This is a genomic window from Gordonia sp. BP-119, from assembly GCF_016924115.1.
Taxonomy (GTDB): domain Bacteria; phylum Actinomycetota; class Actinomycetes; order Mycobacteriales; family Mycobacteriaceae; genus Gordonia; species Gordonia hongkongensis.
This window is the reverse complement of sequence record NZ_JAFFZF010000004.1, coordinates 45030-67545: the sequence shown is the minus strand read 5'-3', so window position 1 is coordinate 67545 and position 22516 is coordinate 45030. Positions and strand designations below refer to the sequence as shown.

The 22516-nt window shown below is 68.8% G+C and carries 25 protein-coding genes; 21 read left to right on the top strand and 4 right to left on the bottom strand.

Annotated elements, in window-relative coordinates:
* Positions 1 to 191: 191 nt before the first annotated feature.
* From JW364_RS04110 to JW364_RS04030, 17 genes are all read left to right on the top strand, one after another.
* Positions 192 to 1544: an ammonium transporter gene (locus JW364_RS04110; protein ID WP_189340149.1), complete on the top strand. Its 1353-nt coding sequence runs from the start codon at positions 192 to 194 to the stop codon at positions 1542 to 1544.
* A 50-nt stretch (positions 1545 to 1594) separates the two neighbouring features.
* A complete protein-coding gene (locus JW364_RS04105; protein WP_004572306.1) occupies positions 1595 to 1933 on the top strand; it encodes a P-II family nitrogen regulator in 339 nt (112 codons plus the stop codon).
* A gap of 113 nt (positions 1934 to 2046) precedes the next feature.
* Entirely contained in the window at positions 2047 to 4587 is a 2541-nt protein-coding gene (locus tag JW364_RS04100) for a [protein-PII] uridylyltransferase (protein ID WP_068972341.1), read from the top strand.
* Positions 4588 to 4625: 38 nt separating this feature from the next.
* A complete protein-coding gene (gene ffh / locus JW364_RS04095; protein WP_068972354.1) occupies positions 4626 to 6191 on the top strand; it encodes a signal recognition particle protein in 1566 nt (521 codons plus the stop codon).
* 26 nt (positions 6192 to 6217) lie between these two features.
* On the top strand, positions 6218 to 7288 hold the full coding sequence (locus tag JW364_RS04090; RefSeq protein ID WP_068972353.1) for an amidohydrolase family protein: 1071 nt from the start codon (positions 6218 to 6220) through the stop codon (positions 7286 to 7288).
* 457 nt (positions 7289 to 7745) lie between these two features.
* Positions 7746 to 8183, top strand: coding sequence for a 30S ribosomal protein S16 (gene rpsP, locus JW364_RS04085; RefSeq protein ID WP_058250078.1), 438 nt, complete (start codon positions 7746 to 7748; stop codon positions 8181 to 8183).
* The gene (locus JW364_RS04080) at positions 8180 to 8422 is read left to right on the top strand and encodes an RNA-binding protein (RefSeq protein WP_004572301.1); all 243 of its coding nucleotides are present in this window, start codon (positions 8180 to 8182) and stop codon (positions 8420 to 8422) included. The genes rpsP and JW364_RS04080 overlap by 4 nt, the downstream gene beginning before the upstream one ends.
* A gap of 26 nt (positions 8423 to 8448) precedes the next feature.
* A complete protein-coding gene (gene rimM, locus JW364_RS04075) occupies positions 8449 to 8982 on the top strand; it encodes a ribosome maturation factor RimM (protein ID WP_065628991.1) in 534 nt (177 codons plus the stop codon).
* A complete protein-coding gene (gene trmD, locus JW364_RS04070) occupies positions 8982 to 9701 on the top strand; it encodes a tRNA (guanosine(37)-N1)-methyltransferase TrmD (protein ID WP_065628990.1) in 720 nt (239 codons plus the stop codon). The genes rimM and trmD overlap by 1 nt, the downstream gene beginning before the upstream one ends.
* Positions 9702 to 9742: 41 nt before the next feature.
* Positions 9743 to 10087, top strand: a complete 345-nt coding sequence (locus JW364_RS04065; RefSeq protein ID WP_065628989.1) for a YbaB/EbfC family nucleoid-associated protein — start codon at positions 9743 to 9745, stop codon at positions 10085 to 10087.
* Positions 10074 to 10424 carry a hypothetical protein gene (locus JW364_RS04060; protein WP_065628988.1) on the top strand — a complete coding sequence of 117 codons (351 nt, stop codon included), beginning with the start codon at positions 10074 to 10076 and terminating at the stop codon, positions 10422 to 10424. The genes JW364_RS04065 and JW364_RS04060 overlap by 14 nt, the downstream gene beginning before the upstream one ends.
* The gene (locus JW364_RS04055; protein ID WP_065628987.1) at positions 10421 to 11395 is read left to right on the top strand and encodes a hypothetical protein; all 975 of its coding nucleotides are present in this window, start codon (positions 10421 to 10423) and stop codon (positions 11393 to 11395) included. The genes JW364_RS04060 and JW364_RS04055 overlap by 4 nt, the downstream gene beginning before the upstream one ends.
* Before the next feature lie 195 nt (positions 11396 to 11590).
* Positions 11591 to 11932, top strand: coding sequence for a 50S ribosomal protein L19 (rplS, locus tag JW364_RS04050; RefSeq protein WP_004572295.1), 342 nt, complete (start codon positions 11591 to 11593; stop codon positions 11930 to 11932).
* Between the two features lie 18 nt (positions 11933 to 11950).
* Positions 11951 to 12799, top strand: coding sequence for a signal peptidase I (gene lepB, locus JW364_RS04045; protein ID WP_068972340.1), 849 nt, complete (start codon positions 11951 to 11953; stop codon positions 12797 to 12799).
* Positions 12800 to 12806: 7 nt separating this feature from the next.
* Positions 12807 to 13496 (top strand): ribonuclease HII, encoded by a 690-nt coding sequence (locus tag JW364_RS04040; RefSeq protein ID WP_068972339.1) that lies wholly within the window; start codon positions 12807 to 12809, stop codon positions 13494 to 13496.
* Positions 13493 to 13804, top strand: coding sequence for a DUF2469 domain-containing protein (locus JW364_RS04035; protein WP_004572292.1), 312 nt, complete (start codon positions 13493 to 13495; stop codon positions 13802 to 13804). The genes JW364_RS04040 and JW364_RS04035 overlap by 4 nt, the downstream gene beginning before the upstream one ends.
* A gap of 100 nt (positions 13805 to 13904) precedes the next feature.
* Positions 13905 to 14309, top strand: a complete 405-nt coding sequence (locus tag JW364_RS04030; protein WP_068972338.1) for a YraN family protein — start codon at positions 13905 to 13907, stop codon at positions 14307 to 14309.
* Between the two features lie 9 nt (positions 14310 to 14318).
* Here the strand turns inward: JW364_RS04030 and JW364_RS04025 are convergent, their stop codons facing one another.
* Both JW364_RS04025 and bluB read right to left on the bottom strand, forming a co-directional pair.
* A complete protein-coding gene (locus JW364_RS04025; protein WP_068972337.1) occupies positions 14319 to 15668 on the bottom strand; it encodes a DUF4185 domain-containing protein in 1350 nt (449 codons plus the stop codon).
* Between the two features lie 99 nt (positions 15669 to 15767).
* Positions 15768 to 16406 (bottom strand): 5,6-dimethylbenzimidazole synthase, encoded by a 639-nt coding sequence (gene bluB / locus JW364_RS04020; RefSeq protein WP_068972336.1) that lies wholly within the window; start codon positions 16404 to 16406, stop codon positions 15768 to 15770.
* 122 nt (positions 16407 to 16528) lie between these two features.
* Between bluB and JW364_RS04015 the strand changes: the two genes are divergently transcribed.
* Together JW364_RS04015 and dprA are read left to right on the top strand one after the other, a co-directional pair.
* On the top strand, positions 16529 to 18037 hold the full coding sequence (locus JW364_RS04015) for a YifB family Mg chelatase-like AAA ATPase (RefSeq protein ID WP_068972335.1): 1509 nt from the start codon (positions 16529 to 16531) through the stop codon (positions 18035 to 18037).
* A complete protein-coding gene (gene dprA, locus JW364_RS04010) occupies positions 18037 to 19179 on the top strand; it encodes a DNA-processing protein DprA (RefSeq protein WP_165630862.1) in 1143 nt (380 codons plus the stop codon). Before JW364_RS04015 ends, dprA begins: the two co-directional genes overlap by 1 nt.
* A 2-nt stretch (positions 19180 to 19181) precedes the next feature.
* Here the strand turns inward: dprA and JW364_RS04005 are convergent, their stop codons facing one another.
* On the bottom strand, positions 19182 to 19760 hold the full coding sequence (locus JW364_RS04005; protein ID WP_165630197.1) for a TetR/AcrR family transcriptional regulator: 579 nt from the start codon (positions 19758 to 19760) through the stop codon (positions 19182 to 19184).
* Positions 19761 to 19932: 172 nt separating this feature from the next.
* On the opposite strand from JW364_RS04005, the gene JW364_RS04000 reads away from it, so the two are divergent.
* Complete coding sequence (locus tag JW364_RS04000; RefSeq protein ID WP_068971335.1) at positions 19933 to 20799, top strand: siderophore-interacting protein; 867 nt, start codon at positions 19933 to 19935, stop codon at positions 20797 to 20799.
* A gap of 87 nt (positions 20800 to 20886) precedes the next feature.
* The gene (locus tag JW364_RS03995; RefSeq protein WP_058250297.1) at positions 20887 to 21771 is read left to right on the top strand and encodes a tyrosine recombinase XerC; all 885 of its coding nucleotides are present in this window, start codon (positions 20887 to 20889) and stop codon (positions 21769 to 21771) included.
* Between the two features lie 6 nt (positions 21772 to 21777).
* Here the strand turns inward: JW364_RS03995 and JW364_RS03990 are convergent, their stop codons facing one another.
* Positions 21778 to 22293, bottom strand: a complete 516-nt coding sequence (locus tag JW364_RS03990) for a M23 family metallopeptidase (protein ID WP_374100788.1) — start codon at positions 22291 to 22293, stop codon at positions 21778 to 21780.
* Between the last annotated feature and the right edge of the window lie 223 nt (positions 22294 to 22516).

Genomic DNA, 22516 nt, shown 5'->3' with positions numbered 1-22516 from the left:
AAATGTCGGGTCAGACATCGGCCGCGGAGTCTGAGAGACAGCTCAGAGCCGAACTGGGATGTTACATGGGCGAAATACAAACCGCCCAGGGGGTTACGCGCCCGAAACGTCAGGGCACCACGGCCGAAACCGACTGCCGACAATCTCTTTGGAGGCGCCGAGCCGTCGGCGCATCCTGAGGAGGTTTCGTAGTGGAGTTGGCTCAGTTGCCAAACGAATCGTTTGGCCCGATCGACACGGGTAACACGGCATTCATGCTCGTGTCGGCCGCGCTCGTGTTGCTGATGACCCCAGGCCTCGCGTTCTTCTACGGGGGGTTGGCGCGAGGCAAGTCCGTCCTGAACATGATGATGATGTCCTTCGGAGCACTCGCGTCGATCAGCGTCGTGTACGTGCTGTGGGGCTTCTCGATGTCGTTCAGCGACGGGATCACCGGCAGCAGCGACATCGGCGGCATCTTCGCGAACCCGTTCGCGCTCTTCGGGTCCGACCAGCTGATGAGCACCATCGGCGAGGGCGACACCGAGATGTACGTCACCGGCGGCCTGACCATCCCGGCGATCGTCTTCATGGGGTTCCAGCTGACCTTCGCGGTCATCACCGTCGCCCTCATCAGCGGTGCACTCGCCGAACGCGTCAAGTTCTCCACCTGGATGGTCTTCACCGTCCTGTGGGCGACGATCGTGTACTTCCCGCTGTCCCACATGGTCTGGGGCGGGCTCGTCGGTGGCGGCGGCCTCCTCGGCGGCGGTGAGGACGGTCTGGCGGCCAAGATGTTCGGGACCGACGAGGAAGGTGCGGCCAACGTCGCGCCGATCGACTTCGCCGGCGGCACGGTCGTGCACATCAACGCCGGTATCGCGGCGCTGGTCCTGGTCCTCATCATCGGCAAGCGCGTCGGCTTCGGCCGCACCGCCTACCGTCCGCACAACATCCCGTTCGTGATGCTGGGCGCAGCACTCCTCTGGTTCGGCTGGTTCGGGTTCAACGTCGGCTCCGAGCTGGGCGCCGACCTGCTCGCCGGTCAGGTGTGGGTCAACACCACCGCTGCCACCGCCGCGGCGATCCTCGGCTGGCTCGCGGTGGAACTCATCCGCGACAAGCACGCCACCAGCGTCGGCGCCGCCTCGGGTGTGGTCGCCGGTCTGGTCGCCATCACCCCCGCGTGTGGTTCGCTGACCCCGGTCGGCTCGCTCATCCTCGGTGTCATCGCGGGTGCTCTCGCCGCCGTCGCGATCGGCCTGAAGAACAAGTTCGGCTACGACGACTCGCTCGACGTCGTCGGTGTCCACCTCGTCGCCGGCCTCTGGGGCACGGTGGCCATCGGCCTGATCGGCGAGGACGTGGGCCTTTTCTGGGGCGGAGATTACAAGCAGCTGGTGGTCCAGGTCGTGATCGCCTTGTTCGCCCTCGTGTTCACCGGTGTTCTCACCGCGATCATCGCCCTGGTGCTCAAGCCGCTGGGTTGGCGCGTCAGCGACGAGGACGAGAAGAGCGGCATCGACGAGGCAGAACACGCCGAGACGGCCTATGAGCTGGCATGACGCTCGAAGCCATTCGCTACTACGCTGAATCCTGTGGAGAGGGATAACTAATGAAGCTGATCACTGCAATCGTCAAGCCGTTCACGCTCGAGGATGTCAAAGCCGGGTTGGAGCAGGCCGGCATCCTGGGCATGACCGTGAGTGAGGTCCAGGGCTACGGCCGCCAGAAGGGTCACACCGAGGTCTATCGCGGCGCCGAGTACTCGGTCGACTTCGTACCCAAGGTCCGCGTCGAGGTCGTGGTGGACGACGCCGCCGTGGACAAGGTCGTCGACGTGATCGTCGAGGCCGCCCGGACCGGCAAGATCGGTGACGGCAAGGTGTGGGTCTCGCCGGTCGAGTCCGTGGTTCGCGTCCGAACCGGCGAGCGCGGTGGCGACGCACTGTAGCGAGCCCGCCGAGGCGTCGACGAAATCCCGGTGAACGGCCCCGTGCCCGACGACCAGTCGGGCGCGGGGCCGTCGGAGTTCCACACCTCGTATTCCCTTCTCTCCCACACACTTTGGAGGCAGTCGTAAGCGCCGCAGACCTGGCCAAGACCCGACGGCAACTCACCGAATCCGGCCGATCGGGAAAACTCGACGCACCAGCACTGCGCCAGGTGCTCGTCGACCTGCACGAATTCTGGCTGACCAGCAAGGGCGCCGAACTCGGCATCAAGCCGCACAGCGGGTTCGCGATCGTCGCCGTGGGCGGACTCGGTCGCGGTGAGATGCTCCCGTATTCGGACCTCGATCTGATCCTGCTGCACGACGACATGCCCGCCGAGCGGGTGTCCGAGGTCGCCGACGGACTCTGGTACCCGTTGTGGGACGCCAACATCCCGCTCGACCACAGTGTGCGGACGGTGCCGCAGGCGCTGCAGGTCGCCGGCGACGACGTCACCGCGGCCCTCGGCCTCCTCGAGGCGCGCCACATAGCCGGCGACGAGGATCTGTCCACGTTGCTGATCGGCGGGGTCCGCCAGCAGTGGCGCAACGACATCCGCAATCGGTTCCCCGAAGTGGTCACGCACGCGCAGGACCGCTGGCGGCGAGCCGGCGACATCGCACATCGCGCCGAACCCGACCTCAAGAGCGGCCGGGGCGGCCTGCGTGACGTCCAGCTCCTGGGAGCGCTGGCGATCGCCCAGCTCACCAGCGGGATGGCGAGCCTGCGACCCGATTCGCCCGGTGCCGGACCGCAGGTCGCCTACACGCGGCTCCTCGACATCCGTACCGAACTGCACCGCATCGCCGGGCGTCCCCGCGAGCACGTGCAGGCCCAAGACGCCGACGAGATCGGGGCGGCCCTCCGGATCGGGGACCGGTTCGATCTCGCCCGCGTCATCAGCGACTCGGCCCGCACCATCAGCTACTCCATCGACGTCGGCCTGCGGACCGCGGGCAACGCCCTGCCGCGTCGCGGACTGGCCAAGCTGCGGCGCTCGCCGCTGCGCCGTCCGCTCGACGAAGGCGTCGTCGAGCACAGCGGAGAGATCGTGTTGGCGCGCAACGCGATTCCGAGCAAAGACCCGGGACTCATCCTGCGGGTCGCCGCCGCGTCGGCCCGAACCGGCCTCCCGATCAGCGCGTCGACGCTGAGCCGGCTGGCCGACTACGCGCCGGAACTGCGTGAGCCGTGGCCGGCCGAAGCACTCAGCGACCTGCTGGTCCTGCTCAGTTCGGGACATCACATGGTCGACCCGATCGAGGCGCTCGACCGCACCGGCCTGTGGGGCCGGCTCCTGCCGGAATGGGGTGCGGTGCGCGACCTCCCGCCGCGCGATGCCATCCACACCTGGACCGTCGACCGGCATCTCGTGGAAACCGCGGCGTACGCGAGTGCGATGACCACCCGGGTGTCCCGGCCCGACCTGCTCGTCCTCGGTGCGTTGATCCACGACCTCGGCAAGGGTCGGGGTGCCGACCACAGCATCGTCGGCGCTGATCTGGCGGTTCAGGTCGGCAACCGGTTCGGTCTCTGGCCGCAGGATGTGGCGATCCTCGCCGACATGGTGCGACACCACCTGCTGCTGCCGCAGGTCGCCACCCGCCGGGACCTCGACGACCCGGCCACCGCCGAGTCGGTCGCCGACACCCTGGGACACAACCGGGTGCTGTTGGAACTGCTTGCCGCACTTGCCGAAGCGGATTCGCTGGCCACCGGCCCGGGGGTGTGGGGGGAGTGGAAGGCCTCGCTCATCCACGACCTCGTCCGCCGGTCGATGCGACTCATCGACGGCGAAGAGCCGAGCGCGCCCGAGCCGCTGACGGCCGAGGACCTGGCCACGGCGGCGGAAGGGGACTACGCGGTCCGGCTCGTCCGGGCCGACGGGCAACACACGTACCGCGTCACCATGGTGGCGCCTGATCAACCCGGCCTGCTGTCGAAGATGGCCGGGGTCCTCGCCCTGGGCGGGTTGCGGTCCCACTCGGCGTGTGCCCAGAGCGCCGACGGGAAGGCGATCAACTCGTTCCTGGTCGTCCCGATGTTCGGCAGTCCGCCCGATGCCGGCCTGTTGCGCCAGCAGCTGATCGCGGCCGTCGACGGCAAGATCGACGTCCTCGCGCGGCTCGACGCGCGCGAGCGGGACTCGCCGATCCCGACGATCGGCACCGTCACCACGATTCCCGGCACCGTGGTGACCATCGGCGCCAGCGCCGGGAGCACCGATCCCGAGGTCGACGGGGCCGGGCATCCGAAGAACGCGGTACCCGCGCTCTTCGCCGTGGCGCCACCGCGGGTGACGTGGCTGGACGCCCCGGAGGGGGAAGCGGTGCTGGAGGTCCGTTCCGACGACCGGATCGGCCTGCTCAGCCGGGTCAGTGCCATCCTGGAACGCCACGGCGCCGACATCCGGTGGGCCAAGGTGGCGACCCTGGGCGCCACCGGGGTCGACATCTTCGGCCTGCGGCTGGCGACCGACACCGAGGACGCACGGGCAAAGCTGGCCGAGGCCGTCGTCGCGGTCTGCCCGCCGCCGCAGCCGGCGCGCGAGGAGGACGGCGACGGACCGCAGTCCTACGGCGGGACGGGACGGTCCGGAGTGCCGATCTCCTAGATGTTTCGTCCCGGGACCCGCATGGAAGGATGGGACCCATGTTCGATTCCCTCTCCGACCGGTTGACCGGTGCCCTGAAGGATCTGCGTGGCAAGGGGCGGCTGTCCGACGCCGACATCGACCGCACCTGCCGCGAGATCCGGCTCGCCCTGCTCGAGGCGGACGTCTCGCTCGCGGTGGTCCGGTCCTTCATCGCCCGGATCAAGGAGCGCGCCAAGGGTGCCGAGGTCTCCGCGGCACTCAACCCGGCGCAGACGGTCGTCAAGATCGTCAACGAGGAACTCATCGGAATCCTCGGCGGGGAGACGCGGCGGGTGCGGTTCGCCAAGAACCCCCCGACCGTCATCATGTTGGCCGGTCTCCAGGGTGCCGGTAAGACGACACTCGCCGGAAAGCTGGGCAACTGGCTCAAGCAGCAGGGTCACACCCCGCTGCTCGTCGCCTGTGACCTGCAGCGTCCGGGCGCGGTCTCACAGCTGCAGATCGTCGGCGAGCGCGCCGGCGTACCGGTCTTCGCGCCGCATCCGGGCACGAGCGTCGGCGGCGAGGGTGTGCTCGGTGTGACCTCGGGCGATCCGGTCTCGGTCGCGCAGGCCGGTGTCGACGAGGCGCGGAGCAAGCACTACGACGTGGTGGTCATCGACACCGCCGGCCGGCTCGGCATCGACGCCGAACTGATGAAGCAGGCCTCCGACATCCGCGACGCCACCTCGCCCGACGAGGTGCTGTTCGTCGTCGACGCGATGATCGGTCAGGACGCCGTCACCACCGCCGAGGCCTTCCAGGAGGGTGTGGGCTTCACCGGCGTCGTGCTGACCAAGCTCGACGGCGATGCGCGCGGCGGTGCGGCGTTGTCGGTACGCGAGGTGACCGGCCAACCGATCATGTTCGCGTCCTCGGGCGAGAAGCTCGAGGACTTCGACGTCTTCCATCCCGACCGCATGGCCAGCCGCATCCTCGGCATGGGCGACGTGTTGTCGCTCATCGAGCAGGCCGAACAGCACTGGGATGCGCAGCAAGCCGAGGCCGCGGCCGCCAAGATCACCCAGGGCGAGCTGACCCTCGAGGACTTCCTCGAGCAGATGCTGATGATCCGCAAGATGGGCCCCATCGGCAACATCCTGGGGATGTTGCCCGGCGCCGGCCAGATGAAGGACGTGCTGTCGCAGGTCGACGACAAGCAGCTCGACCGCGTGCAGGCGATCATCCGCGGCATGACCCCCGCCGAGCGCGACAACCCGAAGATCATCAACGCCTCACGCCGGATCCGGATCGCCAACGGGTCGGGTGTGACCGTCAGCGAGGTCAACCAGCTCGTCGACCGGTTCTTCGAGGCCCGCAAGATGATGGCGCAGATGTCGGGTCGCATGGGCATGGGCGCGATGAACCGCAAGTCCAACCGCAAGGGCAAGAAGGGCAAGAAGGGCAAGAGCCGCGGCCCCACCCCGCCGAAGGCGGCGCGCGGCGGCTTCCCTGGTATGCCCGGAGGCATGCCGGCCGGGTTCCCGGACCTGTCGAACATGCCGGCCGGTCTCGATCAGCTGCCCCCGGGTCTCGAGGGCATCGACGTGTCGCAGTTCCAGCAGCCCAAGAAGAAGAAATGACGGTGGGTGGCCCGGAACAGGGTGCAATGGCCCGCCACTACCGGGGCACCGATCCGCTCACGTCCGAACCGGTCGAGTTCTGGGTGTCCGACGACACCATCAGCCTCACCGCGGTTCCCGACGCCGAGACGGCCGTCGACGGCGGCTGGATCCTGCCGGGCCTCGTCGATGCCCACAACCACGTGGGGATCGCGCCGGGCCTCGGGGTCGACATCGAGCAGGCCCGTGGGTACGCCTACGCCGATGCGCGCGCAGGCACCCTGCTGATCCGCGAGGTCGGGTCGCCGCTCGACACACACCCGCTCGACGACGACCCCGCCTGCCCGCGCTTCATCCGCTCGGGCAAGCACATCGCCCGGCCCAAGCGGTATCTGCGCGACTACGGCGTCGACCTCGACGATCCGGACGAACTCGCGGCCGAGGTGGCCCGGCAGGCGCAGGCCGGCGACGGCTGGGTGAAGATCGTGGGCGACTGGATCGACCGCGAGGTCGGCGACCTGGCCCCGCTGTGGACCCGTGCACAGATAGAGGCGGCGGTGGCGGTGGCGCACGAGCACGGCGCCCGGATCACCGCCCATGTCTTCGGAACCGATGCTCTAGTCGACCTGATCGGGGCCGGTGTCGATTGCATCGAGCACGGCACCGGGCTGACTCCCGATCTCGTCGACCAGCTCGTCGACCGCTCGATCGCGTTGGTGCCCACCCTGATCCAGGTCGAGAACTTTCCCGGGATCGCCGACGGAGCCGAACGCTTCCCGACCTACGCCGCGCACATGCGCGCCCTGCATGCGGGCGCCCCGGCGGTGTTCGCCGCCGCGCGTGAGGCCGGTGTCCAGATCTTCGCCGGGACCGACGCGGGCGGATTCGTCGAGCACGGACGCATCGTCGACGAGATCGAGGCGCTCTCGGACGTGGGCCTGGGCCCGGCGGGTGCGATCGCGGCGGCGTCGACGAATGCGCGCGCCTGGCTGGGCGCCGACCTCCTGGAGGACGGGCACCGCGCCGACTTCGTCGTGTACGCAGACAACCCGTGCGACGACCTGGGCACGTTGCGACACCCGGTGGCAGTGGTCTCGTCTGGTCGCCACCTCGTGTGAGCAAAGCCACACGGTAGTGGCTGGTTGCCTTCCTTACCGCCGCGTAACGTAGCAACGGCGTTGCAACGGTTCGGCCAGGACGAACCGGATCAGTCCACCTCGGATCCGCGGCCCGGATCCGAGAGCGCGGGCCCGTCGGAGCCGGGGGTCGAGGGAGGCTCCGGCGGTGTCGCGCATCAGGACGCGGATGAGCCGACACCGACAGAGTGACGGAAGTGACGTTCGGCATGTGGTCGTCCTCGCGGGGTGGGTGACCACATGCCGGTCCATCGGCTGTTCCTTCTGCAGGCCGATCACCGGATTCGGAACTCACCGCCCGGTCTGGCACAATGATTCGCTGGTTCGTCGGATCCGGTCACGGCCGCCCGACGGTCACACCACTACAGACGCAAAACCGGGTCCGCCACTCCGGGCGGATTGCTGAATTGCGCAGTGACCACACGAAAGAGATGTAGACATGGCTGTCAAGATCAAGCTCACGCGGCTCGGCAAGATCCGCAACCCGCAGTACCGCATCGTCGTCGCCGACGCCCGCACCCGCCGCAACGGCCGGGTCATCGAGACCATCGGCAAGTACCACCCCAAGGAAGAGCCCTCGCTGATCGAGGTCGACTCCGAGCGCGCGCAGTACTGGCTGGGCGTCGGTGCGCAGCCGACCGAGCCCGTGGCCGCGATCCTCAAGGTGACCGGTGACTGGCAGAAGTTCAAGGGCCTGCCGGGCGCCGAGGGCACCCTGAAGACCGCCGAGCCCAAGCCGTCGAAGCTCGACCTGTTCAACGCCGCGCTCGCCGCCGCCGACAACGAGCCGGTCGCCGCCGCGACCACCCCCAAGAAGAAGGCCGCCAAGAAGGACGACGAGGCTGCCGAGGCTCCCGCCGCCGAGGGTGACGCGTGAGCGCAGTCGTCGCCGACGCGGTCGAGCACCTGGTCCGCGGAATCGTCTCCAACCCCGATGACGTCCGGGTCGACCTCGTCACCGGCCGTCGCGGCCGGCTCGTCGAGGTTCACGTGAACCCCGACGACCTCGGCAAGGTGATCGGTCGCAACGGTCGTACCGCCACCGCGCTGCGCACCCTGGTCTCCGGGATCGGCGGCCGCGGGATGCGCGTCGACATCGTCGACACCGACCGCTGACCGCGAACCCGAACACCGAGCGCATCGTGGATCTCGTCGTAGGCCGTGTGGTCAAGTCACACGGAATCCGTGGTGAGGTCGTCGTGGACGTCCGCACCGACGAGCCCGAGATGCGTTTCGCCCCGAACTCGGTGCTGCGTGGCCGTCTGCCGCGCGGTGCCGGGGAACGGGATTTCACCGTCACAGCCGCCCGGGATCATTCCGGGCGGCTGTTGGTGTCCCTGGCCGGCATCGCGGACCGGGATTCCGCCGACGCCCTGCGCGGCACCCTGTTCCTCATCGACAGTTCGCAGGTGGAGCCTTCCGACGACCCGGACGAGTTCTACGACCACGAACTCGAGGGCGTGCCCGTACAACTCACCGACGGCTCCGCGGTCGGCGTCGTCGAATCGGTCCTGCATCTGCCCGGCGGCGAGTTGCTGTCGGTACGTACCACCGACGACCGTGAGGTACTCGTGCCGTTCGTGCGCGAGATCGTGCCGAGTGTCGGTCGCGAGCTGATCGTGATCGACCCCCCGGAGGGGCTGCTGGATCCGGATTCGCTCGACGAGGCGCCGTGATGCGCCTCGACGTCGTGTCGATCTTCCCCGAGTACCTCGATCCGCTCCGAGTTGCCTTGCTGGGCAAGGCGATCGACGCCGGACGGATCACCGTGGCGGTCCACGACCTACGCAACTGGACGCACGACGTCCATCGCAGCGTGGACGACTCGCCGTACGGCGGCGGGCCCGGCATGGTGATGAAACCCGACGTCTGGGGGCCGTGCCTGGACGAGGTGTGCCCCGACGACGCGCTGCTGATCGTGCCGACCCCTGCCGGTGTGCCGTTCACCCAGGAGACCGCGCGTCGCTGGAGCACCGAGCAGCATCTGGTGTTCGCCTGCGGCCGGTATGAGGGTATCGACCAGCGTGTCTTCGACGACGCGGCCCGACGGGTGCGCGTCGAAGAGGTCTCCCTCGGCGACTTCGTCCTCATCGGGGGAGAGGTCGCGGTCATGGCCATGATCGAGGCGACCGTCCGGCTGCTCGACGGCGTACTCGGCAATCCCCGCTCGCATCAGGAGGATTCGTTCTCCGACGGGCTGCTCGAAGGTCCGAGTTACACGCGGCCGGTGTCCTGGCGCGGTCTGGACGTCCCGCCCGTACTCCTCAGCGGCGACCACGCGAAGGTGGCACGCTGGCGTACCGAACAGGCCCTCGAGCGGACGCGCGCGCGCCGGCCTGATCTCCTCCCGGACCCTGTGGACTCCTCCGCGGACCATCCGGGCGATACCGACTAGGATTCGGCAGAGGTTCGACTCGGACGGGGGTCCAGCAGACGATGCAGGGGTATTCGGCCATGGTCGAGGAACTCGACCGGCAGCGCACCGAACTCGAACGGGTCCGGAAGTCGTTGTCGCAGCTGACCTCCCGGGCGACCAGTCACGACCGGCTCGTCGCGGTGACGGTCGACGCGCGCGGCCGTGCGGTGGACATCACGATCGAACCCTCCGCAATGCGTCGATACCGCGCGGATCAACTGTCCGCCCTGCTGACCACGCTGATCGCCGAGGCGGACACCGCGCTGCGCACCAGATCCGCCGACATCCTCTCCGGCGCACCGGATCTGCCGATCGACTACGCCGACGCCCGCCTCGACAGTGTGGTCGCCGATGACCGACCCTGACCTCTCGCCGGCGGCCGACGCCGGTCCCCGGGTCGCCGCCGACCCCGGTGCCGCCGCCGTCGTGGCGACGCGACTGCAGGCAGCGGCGGCGGAACTCACGGCGATACAGACCGAGCTCGCCGCCCTGCTCATCGACGTCGACATGGCAGTAGGCACCGGGAAATCGGCGGGTGCGTTCCGGGCGGGGTTCTCGCCGGCGGCCGCGGCGTCGACGGATCGTCTGCACGACGTCGGGAACCGTCTCGGACAACGCCGCCGCGCCCTCGTCGCCGGCATCGACGACCTCCTCGACCGAGATGCCGAGGCCTCGGCGCGTATCGGCCGGGCCGACGCATGACGGCGCGTGGCGAGGCCGAGCGGATCGCCGAGGAACTGGCCCCGGGGGTGTGGCCGACCGCCGACGCGGCGGCACTGAGCGACTCGGCACAGCGCGTGCGGGCACTCGCCGAGAGGGTGGCCGGCCTCGCCGAGGCGGTGGCGTCGGTGACCGACTCGTACGCGACGGGGGACTCGACCGCGGGCGGGTTCCACGATGCCGTCGTCGACGGGCTCGGACAGATCGCCGGTGCCGATCTGCCCGGAGCGGCGGAACGGCTGCGCGCGCTCGGGACGTCGCTGGACGCGTATGCCCGAACGGTGATCGACACGCAGCAGCAGATGTCGGTGGTCGCACTGATCGCCGACCGCGACATCCGGCGGGCCGAGGTGAACGCCGCGATCGGTGACGACACGTGGCGGGTCGAGGCCGCGAGCACCGGCCGGATGGCCCTCACCGCGGCGGGGGATGATCACACCGAACGGTCGGGTGAGGCCGGGCAGAGCGCCGCTGCACCCGCGGCGACGAGCGGGATGATGCCGATGATGCCGCTCGGGGCACTGGGTGCGGCGGGTGCGATGGCTGCCGGTCTCGGGGGTCTGGCCGGCGCGCGGGCTCGCGCCGACCGCGACGTGATCGGCGCGAACGACCTGACCTGGTTGCGGGGGCGAGCCGAGCGACTCCAGACCACGGTCCCGGCATCGATCGCAGGTTGGTTCCGGACCGCGGTGGGCGTCGGGATCGGCCCGCGGGGAGCCCCGGTGGTCGTCGTCGGGACCAACGACCCGCAGCCGTATCAGCGGGTGGGGATGGAACTCGCCGACGACGAGGCACTCACCGCCAACGGCCAGGCGCCCGAACTCGCGGTCCGCGACCACATGGTGCATGCCGGTGTGACGCCGAGAGCGATCGCCGCGGCGACGCCGATGGAGCCCGCCACCATCTCGGCATTGCAGGCCGACGACGTCGTGATCGTGGCGCCACGGACGTAGCGGCTCCGCGATTTCGTCGGCCCGGGGTGTCTCTGGCACAATAGTCGGGTTGCCTGCCGACGATGCCCCGTGTCCGGGGCTGTCTCTCCGAGACCGCCGGCTGCGACGCCAACGACTCGGAGCACGAACCGGTCGAGCCCACGGGCCGCCAGGTTCCTCTGCTCAACGTTCTCCGCCAGACAAGGACCACGACACATGAACACGCTCGACTTCCTCGACAAGCAGTCCCTCCGCGACGACGTGCCGGACTTCGGCCCCGGTGACACCCTCGACGTCCACGTCAAGGTCATCGAGGGCAGCAAGGAGCGCGTGCAGGTGTTCAAGGGCGTCGTCATCCGTCGTCAGGGCGGCGGCGTGCGCGAGACCTTCACCGTCCGCAAGGTGTCCTTCGGCGTCGGCGTCGAGCGCACCTTCCCGGTGCACAGCCCGAACATCGCCAAGATCGACGTCCTCACCCGCGGTGACGTCCGTCGCGCCAAGCTCTACTACCTGCGCGATCTGCGCGGCAAGGCAGCCAAGATCAAGGAAAAGCGCTGACGCGTCTAACCTGACGAGGTGGCCGACACACAGCGACCCCACGATGCCCCCGACGACGACGCCAAGCGTCCGTGGAGGTTGAAGACCGACCCGGCCGAATCCGATGCCGACGAGCGCGGCAAGCGCAAGTCCGGCTCGGGTTCGCTCCTGCGCGAAGTCGTCATCATCGTGGGGTGCGTCCTTCTCCTCACCTGGGTGCTGCAGACCTTCATCGGTCGGCAGTACGTCATCCCGTCGGAGTCGATGGAGTCCACCCTCATCGGGTGCGACGGCTGCACCAACGACCGCATCGTGATCGACAAGCTCACGTACCGGTTCGGTGATCCGCAACCCGGCGACGTCGTCGTCTTCAAGGGCCCGTCGGAGTCGTGGAACGGCGCCTGGGTGTCGCCCCGATCGACGAATCCGGTGATGCACAAGGCGCAGGATGCGCTGTCGTGGTTCGGGTTCGCGCCGCCGGACGAGAACAACCTCGTCAAGCGGGTCATCGCGACCGGCGGTCAGACGGTGGAATGTCGCAACGACGAGGGCGTCGGCGTGAAGGTCAACGGTCGCCCGTTGCGCGAGCCCTACATCGACATGAAGCTCCAGGAGGAGACGGTTGCGTCGTTCGGGCCCGGTGTCGCCGGGCCGGGCGACCAGGTGCCTCCGTGTCTCGGGCCGGATTTCGGTCCGATCACCGTGCCCGAGGGCAACGTGTGGGTCATGGGTGACAATCGACTGAACTCGCAGGACTCGCGCTACCACGTCGAGGACCAGTACCAGGGCACCGTCCCGGTCAGCGACATCCGCGGCAAGGTCCGGTTCATCATCTACCCCTTCTCGCGGATCGGTGGTGTCGGTTCGTTCAATCCGCAGCAGGGGTGAGACAGCTGTGACGACTCGATGGCCACCCCGCTCACCCGTCCGCCGTGCCGCGGGCCTGCGGACGTTCGAATTCGCCTTGCACCGGCAGGGTCTGGGGCCCGTGGCGGGGGTCGACGAAGCCGGCCGCGGAGCGTGCGCGGGCCCGCTGGTCGTGGCGGCCTGCGTCTTGAAGCCGACGCAGCTCGTCTCCCTCGCCGACCTCGACGACTCGAAACGTTTGACCGAGCGCACCCGCGAGGAGCTGTACCGCTCGGTGACGCGCTACGCGCAGAGCTGGAGTGCGGTGATCATCGAAGCCGCCGAGATCGATCGCATCGGCATCCACGTCGCGAACATCGAGGGCATGCGCCGGGCGGTGGCCGCCCTCGACGTGAAACCGGGATACGTGCTGTCCGACGGTTTCGCGGTGCCGGGACTGACGGCCCCGTCTCTGCCGGTGATCGGGGGAGACGGGGCGGCCGCGTGCATCGCCGCCGCCAGCATCATCGCCAAGGTCACCCGAGATCGCATCATGGTCGCCATGGACGACGACCTGCCCGGGTACGACTTCGCCATCCACAAGGGGTACAGCACGGCGTTGCACATGTCGCGCATCGACGCCGCCGGCCCCACACCACAACACCGCATGTCGTACCGTAATGTCGCGGCACGTGTGGTCACCAGCGCAAACGACAACAGGGATAGGCTGACAGGATGAGTGCTGAGGATCTCGAGAAGTACGAAACCGAGATGGAACTCTCTCTGTACCGCGAGTACAAGGACATCGTCGGGCAGTTCACCTACGTGGTGGAGACGGAGCGGCGCTTCTACCTCGCCAACGCGGTCGAGATGATCCCGCGCAACACCGACGGCGAGGTCTACTTCGAACTCCGCATGAGCGATGCCTGGGTGTGGGACATGTACCGCCCGGCGCGGTTCGTCAAGCAGGTCCGCGTGATCACGTTCAAGGACGTCAACATCGAGGAACTCGAGAAGTCGGAACTCCGCCTGCCCGACGAGCCCTGACCACGCGCAACCTGTTGACAACGCCCTGATCGTTCACAGATCAGGGCGTTGCTCGCTTTCGGAAGGTCGACAAAATCGATTCTGCGCGAATCTGATCGGCATGAGTGCACAAGCGCGCGACCATCCTCGCCCCGATCGCCGCGGTCATATCGGCAGGCTCGGTGAAGACGTGGCCGCAGACTACGCGATATCCCTCGGCTGGACTGTCCTGGAGCGCAATTGGCGTACCCGCTATGGCGAACTGGATCTGGTGGCCGCGGATGGGTCGGTCCTGGTGATCGTCGAGGTCAAGACCCGCGCGAGCCGCACGTACGACGATCCGGTCATGGCGGTCACGCCGACGAAGCTCGCCCGGATGCGCCGACTCGCGGGGATGTGGCTGGCGGCGCAGGATCGGCGATGGACGCAGATCCGGTTCGACGTCCTCAGCGTGCGCCTCGACCAGGCCGCTCCCGACGATCTGGCTCGTGCGCAGGTGCGGCATCACCAGGGCGTGCACGTGTGAACCCGGGTGTCAGAGCTTGCTCAGATCGGTCCGGATCAGCATCACGTTGTAGTCGCTCCACCGCGATGCGTTGAAGTAGAGCTCCTTCGAATCTCCCTGCAGCGCGGGGGAGTTGGGGAGCATCATCGGTCCGTAGACGACGAGCGCACCACGGGGCACGATGGTCTTCGGTGCACTCCATGGGCCTTCGGGATGATCGGCGGTGCGCAGCGTGATGTCGTTGTCGCCATCGAGCATGACGTATTTCTCGAGGTACGGGCTCCAGGCGACCGAGAGTTCGGTGACCGGTTGTCTGACGACGACCGCCGAGCCGTCGTCGGGGATCGCGGCGATGTCGTCCACCCAACCGCGACTCTTGCCGGCCCAGTACTCGTACGCGTCGAGGTCGAGGATGTCCGTGGGTTTGAACCGCGCGAGAAAGGCGGCGCCGAATCGTCCGTTCGGGGTGCCGTATTGGTAGACGTACTCGGCTTCGGGTGTCCCGGGCCGGCCGCGGACGTACGCGTTCTGCTGGAACTTGCCGTTGTTGAACTCGATCGGACGGAACTCGCCGGGCAGTCGGAGCGAGACCGGAGCATTGATGAGGATGGTGTCCTGATCGGTGACCCAGGTCTGGCCGTTGTCGTCGGAATGGGCGATCGCCGAGAAATTGGTGACCCAGTTGCCCGGCGAACCCCAGGAGCGCACCGACATGTAGTTGATGTACTGGCGGAAGCCGTCGCCGTGCGGGAGGGAGATGGCCGCCGTCGGGATGGTGGTGACCTCGACATTGGAGATGCCCAGCGACGGGATCAGTTCCTGCGCGTAGTTCGGTTGGCCGGGCGCGATCACCGAACCCGACGTCACGTCGCCGGCGCGACCGGCCGGGACGGAGAGTCCGTTCGCGAGGTTGTCGTCGTCGGTGCGGAGCAGCACGTTGTGCCGCCACTGCTGTCCCGGCGCGTTGCAGTTGCCGAAGGTGTCTCCGAAGGCCATCAGCGTCTGGCCGCGGCCGTTGTCCCAGGAGACGCCGAGATCGGTGCCGCCGATACCGAACCGGCTGAATGTGCGGTTCGCGCTGAGCGGGCCCGTCACCCACCCGACGGTGCGGGATTTGGAACCGACATACGGGATCAGTGGTCGCTGCGGTCCCGGGTTCGGAATGCTCGAGCTGCCCGACGAGCCCTCCGACCCGCTGGAGCCACTCGAGCCGCTGGAACCGCTGGAACCGAAGCCCAGGAAGCTAGAGCCCGTGGTCGCGTTGCCGCACGGCGCGGCGTGCGCGACACCGGCACCGGTCGTCAGCGCGACCGCGGTGCCGCTGAATGCGATGACCCCGGCGAGGGCCAGTCGGACACTCGTGGTGAGACGGCTCGACACGCGCGTCCTCCAGTTACTCTTGCGATAGAAGTGATTGACGTGACTATTGTTACTGGAGTTACATGCGGATCGCGCGGTCCGCGGGGTCACGATCTGGTGTCAGCGCACGAAGAAGCGTTCCCCGGCGGACGTCCGTGACTGCCAGCCGACACGTTCGAGTTCCGGTGTCTCCGAGTCGTGCGCGGGGTAGCCGATACACAGGTAGGCGACAAGCTTCCAGGCCGGCGGTACCGCAAGTGCCTCGGAAACCTCCTCGGGTTCGAGGATGGACACCCACCCCACCCCGACGCCTCGGGCCCGCGCCGCCAGCCAGAGTGTGGAGATCGCGGTGACGACCGAATACTCCAGCGTCTCGGGCACTGTCTGTCGGCCGAGTCCCCGGCCCTGCTCGACACCGGGTTCGCAGAACACGGCGAGGTGGACGGGAGCGTCGTCGAGACCGGCGAGCTTGAGCGACGAATACAGCTGTGCGCGTTCGCCCGTATAACCGTCCAGCGCGTCGGCGTTGCAGCGAGTGAAGCTGTCGCGCACCGATTGCCGGGCTTCGGCGGACCGGACCTCGACCCAGCGCCACGGTTGGCTGTTGCCCACAGACGGAGCCAGTTCGGCTGCGTCGAGGATGTCGGGGAGCACGTGGGGTTCGAGTGGTTCGCGGCGGAAGCAACGGACGTCGCGCCGCCATCGGAGTAGTCGGTCGAGATCGCCGACGAACGCATCGTCGAATGTTCCGTCGTCCATCGGTTGTCGAGCCTAGTCGGGCTGCTGTGAACGGTGGTGCACAACCGCGAGGTCATCCACAGATCGGCTGTGTGAGTGGTTCGGCGCCGCCCGCCACGCGTGTTTCCGGTGAGACTGTGCCCATGTTGGGGCAAACACAGGCGGTGGGGCTCAATGCCTTTGTCGCGCAGGTCGTCGACGTGCAGGCGAGTGTGAGTTCGGGTCTGCCGGGGTTCGCGGTGACGGGTAATCCGGATTCGTCGGTTCGGGAGGCGCGGGATCGGGTGCGGGCTGCGATCAAGAACTCCGGGTTCAGTTTTCCCGAGTTGAAGGTGACGGTGGCGTTGTCGCCGGCCGATATGCCGAAGATCGGTCCGGGGTTCGATCTGTCGATGGCCGTGTCCATTCTGGCTGCCACGCAACAGGTGTCGGCGGAGAAGTTGTCGTCGACGGTTTTTCTGGGCGAGCTCGGTCTGGACGGCACCGTGCGGCCGATCCGCGGGGTGTTGCCGGCGGTGATCGCGGCGCGGCAGGAGGGGTATCGACGGGCGGTGGTGCCGATCGAGACCGTTGCCGAGGCCGCGCTCGTCGAGGGGATGGACGTCGGTGGAGCGAGCAGTCTGAAAGAGGTGACGCAGTGGCTGGCCGGTGACCACGTGCTCGACACGGTGCACGCGGTGACGACGACGCAGGCGCCGCCGGCCCCCGACATGGCCGACGTCGTGGGGCAGCACGAGGCCCGGCACGCGCTCGAGATCGCTGCCGCGGGAGCTCATCACGTCCTGATGACCGGATCGCCGGGGATCGGCAAGACGATGCTCGCGCGGCGGCTGCCGGGCATTCTGCCGCCGCTGGGTCTGGAGGACTCGTTGGAGGTGACGGCGATCCATTCCCTGGTGGGGGAGCTGTCGCCCGGACGTCCGCTGATCACCGAACCGCCGTTCGTCGCCCCGCACCACAGCTCATCGATCACGGCCCTGCTCGGTGGCGGTACCGGTTTCGCCCGGCCGGGCGCGGCGTCCAAGGCGCATCGGGGAGTGCTGTTCCTCGACGAGTGCGCCGAGATGAGTGTCAAGTCGCTCGAATCCCTGCGGGAACCCCTCGAAGACGGCGAGGTCCGGGTGCCCCGGCGTGACGGCATGGCGGTCTACCCCGCGCGCTTTCAGCTGATCCTCGCGGCGAACCCGTGCCCGTGCGCGCCCGCCCACGACGTCGACTGCGTCTGCACGGCCGTCGTGCGGCGGCGCTATCTGGGCAAGTTGTCCGGACCGCTGCTGGACCGCGTGGACATCCGCGTGCGGATGGACCCACCGGGCAACACCGCGCTGATGAGCGGTGCCGGGGAGTCGAGTGCCGACGTCCGGGCCCGCGTCACCGCGGCGCGAGCCACTGCGATCGAGCGTTGGTCGGAATTCGGGTGGCGCACCAATGCCGAGGTTCCCGGGTCCGCGCTGCGGCAGCGGTTCCGGCTGCCGCCCGACGTGCTGCGGCCCATCGAACTGTTCCTCCGAGACGGCCGCGTGACCGCCCGCGGTGCCGATCGCGCTCTGCGGCTGGCATGGACCCTCAGCGATCTGAGCGGGTCCGGGCGTCCCGTCGAAGACGATGTCGCACAGGCACTTCTGTACCGAGACCGAGGAGCGACCTGGTGATCTCCGCCCATTCGTCGGAACCCCGGTCGCCGGAATCCATCGCCTGGGCCTATCTGGCGCGGGTCGCCGAACCGCCGTGCGCCGCGGTCATCGCGCTCGTCGACGACATCGGTCCGGTCGAGGCGGCTGCGGCGATCCGTCGACGCACCGTGCCCGGCGGCCACGAGACGGTGCTCGCCGCCACCGCGGCTCGGAGCGAATCAGACTGTGCGGTCGACGATCTGGACGCCGCCGAGCGGGTCGGTGCGCGCCTGGTGACCCGTGCCGATCCGGAGTGGCCGGCCTGGTCGTTGCTGGCGCTGGGGCAGGCGGACACGGCCGCGCGCGGAGGCGAACCGCTGGCCCTGTGGGTGCGCGGTCCGGCCCGGCTCGACGACCTCGCCGCAGCGTCGATCGCGTTGATCGGGTCCCGTGCCGCGTCGTCGTATGGCGAACACGTCACGCAGACGCTCGCTTCGGGGTTGTCGGCCCAGGGTTTCGCAGTGCTGTCCGGCGGGGCGTTCGGCATCGACGGCGCCGCTCACCGCACGGTCGTCGCGGCGGGCGGGGTGACCGCGGCGGTGATGGCGTGTGGCATCGACCGCGACTACCCGGCGTCACACTCGTCGCTGCTGACCGCGATCGCGCGCACGGGCGCGGTGATCAGCGAGTACCCGCCCGGGACGACAGCGGCGAAACATCGGTTCCTCACCCGGAACCGATTGGTCGCCGCGATGAGCGGCGCGACCGTCGTGGTCGAGGCAGGGCGACGGTCCGGCGCGGCGAACACCGCCGCCTGGGCGCGCAAGCTCGGCCGGCCGCTGGGAGCCGTTCCAGGTCCCGTCACCTCGGCGACCTCGGTCGGATGTCACCGGATGATCGCCGACGAGCTCGCCGTACTGGTGTCCGACGTCGCGTCGGTGATCAACCTGGTACGACCCGACGGTGGGGGCGACATCGGCCGCGGCCGCGCGAAACCGACCGACGCGCTCGACGCCGAGCAACTACGGGTCCACGACGCCATTCCCGGCCGCGGTGGAGTGGGGATCGACGAGATCGCGTTCGCCGCCGGCCTCGACATCGGAACCGTCCGCGCGGCGCTCGCGCACCTCGACATCAAGGGGTACGTGCAGAACGTGGACGGACGATGGCGGCTGGCGTGACCTCAGCGGCGGGTGAGGACGTCGATGATGACATGCAGATCCTCGACCGTCGCCTCGTTCAGACGGCTATGAGCATGGACGTAACCGATTCCCGCGTACAGAAGCGTCGTCGCGCGAGCGTGTGCCTCGGCCTCCGAGAAACCGAGTTCACGCATCGCGGAGATCGCGATCGAGAAGATCCGGCAGTCGAGTGCATCGACCGAGTTCGCGATCGACTCGTCCGTCTGGGCCCAGCGGCGCAGGGCGGACTCCATCGCCCAGCGACGAGGATCCGACAGCAGACGGGCCATCCCTTCGACCCGTTCGACCGGTGGTAGGGCCTCCAGCGCCTCGATCCGGTCGGCCGCCGCCGACTGGGCACGTCGGCAGTGTTCGGCGAGCGCGGTCTTCAGCGCCCCGATGTCGGTGAAGTGCCAGTAGAAGCTGCCCTTGGTCACACCGAGGCGCGCGCTGAGGCGCGAGATCTTGAGGGCATCGATCCCGTCGTCGACCAGGATCTGGGTCGCGGCCTCCAACCAGTCGTCCACACTGAGCCGCGAGCTGCGGCGCGTGGTGGACTGGTCCACGGGCTGATCCGGCATGGAGTCACCTCTGGTCGGGTCTCGCGACGTCTGACTTTAGCAATGGCAAAGTCTCAAATTCACATCGCTTGATCGATAGAAAACCTTACAACCGCGGATGGGTGGTTCGCCGGCCTAAAGCTAAGGGTGGCCTAATCTCGTAGGCGTAGGGTTGACCCGAAAGGGAGGTTCGATGGCGAAACGCGTGAACACGATGACGGTGCTACGAAGAGAGCGGATCAGCCCGCATTTCGTACGCCTGTACCTGGGCGGGGAGGGGTTCGACGACTTCCGACCGGCTCTGGGCAAGTCCGGGGAACCCGACACCGACATGTATGTGAAGTTCGTCTTCGCACCGCCGGGTGTCAGCTATCCCGAACCGTTCGATCTCCAGGAGATCCGTACGAACGTGGCGCCCGAGCGGCAACCCGTCTTGCGTACCTACACGGTGCGCCGGGTCGACGCGGAGGCCCGCGAGCTCGTCGTCGACTTCGTCGTGCACGGCACCGAGGGCATCGCCGGCCCCTGGGCGGCCTCGGTGGAGCCAGGCGAGACGATCCGTTTCATCGGGCCGGGTAGCGGCTACCGTCCGCGATCCGATGCCCCCTGGCATCTCATGGCGTGCGACGAGGCGGGTCTCCCCGCGGTGGCCGCCGCACTCGAAGCCCTTCCCGCCGACGCCGTCGCCAAGGTCTTCATCGAGGTCGCCGGCCCCGACGACGAACTCGACCTGGACGCACCCGCCGGGGCACAGGTCTCGTGGGTGCACCGCGGCGGACCCGCGGCGGACGTCGACGATTCGCTCGCCGGTGACAACGCCCCGCTGATCGCGGCCGTGCGCGCGACGGAATGGCTCGAGGGCGAACCGCACGTGTTCATCCACGGCGAGGCGCAAGCGGTCATGCACAACCTGCGGGCCTACATCCGCAAGGAACGCGGCGTGAGTGCGGCCAACGCCTCGATCTCCGGGTACTGGCGGCGCGGCCGGACCGAGGAGGGCTTCCGACAGTGGAAAGCCGACCTGCGGGCCGAGGAGGAGGCCGTCGGCGCCCAGGGCTGAGGCCCACCGACCGGACACCGCACCGATTCGGCCACAACGCCGCGTGTGCGGTTGCACTCGGGTGTCCGACGCGGTGAGGTCGTGACCATGCTCGACGACTTCGCCGATCACCTGCGCCTGGAGAAAGGGCGCAGCGAGCACACGATCCGCGCCTATGTCGGTGGGGCTCGCGCCCTCGTCTCGTTCGCCGGTGCCCGCGGAATCGCGGTGGCCGACATCGATCTCCCGCTGCTGCGGGCCTGGCTCGCGGAACTGACCCGGCGCGGCGCCGCGCGCACGACCGTGGCCCGGCAGGTCTCCGCGGCGAAGACGTTCTGCGCGTGGGCGGTCCGCGAGGGCTACCTGGCGGCCGACCCGTCACAGCGGTTGAAGGCTCCCAAGGCGCACCGGACCCTGCCCGCGGTACTGGCCCCCGCCCAGGCAGAAGCCGCGATCGCGGCCACCGGAGTGGATCGTGCCCCCGACGACCCGATCGCCCTGCGGGATCGGGTCATCCTGGAGTTGTTGTACGCCAGCGGAGTTCGAGTGGGGGAGTTGTGCGGGCTGGACGTCGGCGACGTCGACGCCGGGCGACGGGTGGTGCGGGTGATCGGCAAAGGCGACAAGGAACGGTCGGTCCCCTACGGAGAGCCCGCCGCCCGCGCGATCGACGCCTGGCTGCGTTCCGGACGCCCGGCCCTGGTGACCGACGCGTCCGGACCAGCCTTGCTGCTGGGTGCCCGCGGGGGACGGCTCGACCAGCGGATGGCGCGCTCGGTCGTGTCACGCGCGGTCGAGGCGAGCGGAGGCCCGGCGACCGGGCCACACGGACTCCGGCACAGCGCCGCCACTCATCTGCTCGAGGGTGGTGCCGACCTGCGCGTCGTCCAGGAACTGCTCGGACACTCGTCGCTCGCCACGACGCAGATCTACACGCATGTGAGCGTCGAACGTCTGCGGGCCGTCCATCGACAGGCGCACCCGCGAGCGTGACCGCCGTCAGTCGACCGGTTTGAGTCGGACGCGCACGGCCCCGAGCAGGCCGAGCGGGTCCAGGTAGTCCGCCGCACGGCCGCTACCGCGTCGGGCGCCCCAGTGCAGGCAGGCGGGCACCGGGCATCCCGGATGACCTGTCATCACGGTCCCGATGACCTCACCTCGTGAGACGTGATCACCCGCGTCGACACTCGCCTCCACCGGCTCGTACGTCGTGGTCACGCCGTCGGGATGGGACACCGAGACCACCGGCCGGCCGGCGACCGTTCCCGCAAAGCGCACGCGACCGGCGCCCGCCGCGCGGACGGTCTGGCCGGGCCCGGCCGCGAGGTCGACGCCCCGGTGGCCGGGCTGCCATCGCTTCTCGGGCTCGTCGTAGGCGGTCACCACGGTGGGCCGGGGCGACAACGGCGCCGCGTACACACCGACGGACGCGGCGGTCGGGACCGGACCGACGACGCTGAGGACGGTCGGCAGGAGCGCGGCGAGGACACGCGGTAATCGGGATGGCACGCTGATTGGACGCGGCGGGAGCCGGATGGGATCCGCCGGGCGCGCGGTCGATGCCGATTCGACCGCCGACGGCATCACCACAACCGTCTCCGACGTGGGCGAAGGCGTTTTGGTGTTCCATCCGCCGCGGCGTAAACTCTCCCACGCACCTCATCGCTCGTTGATGAGGTGACTTCGCGCGCCTGCACTCAGGTCTGTGACGCTCCGGGCTTCGACGCCCTGACCAGCA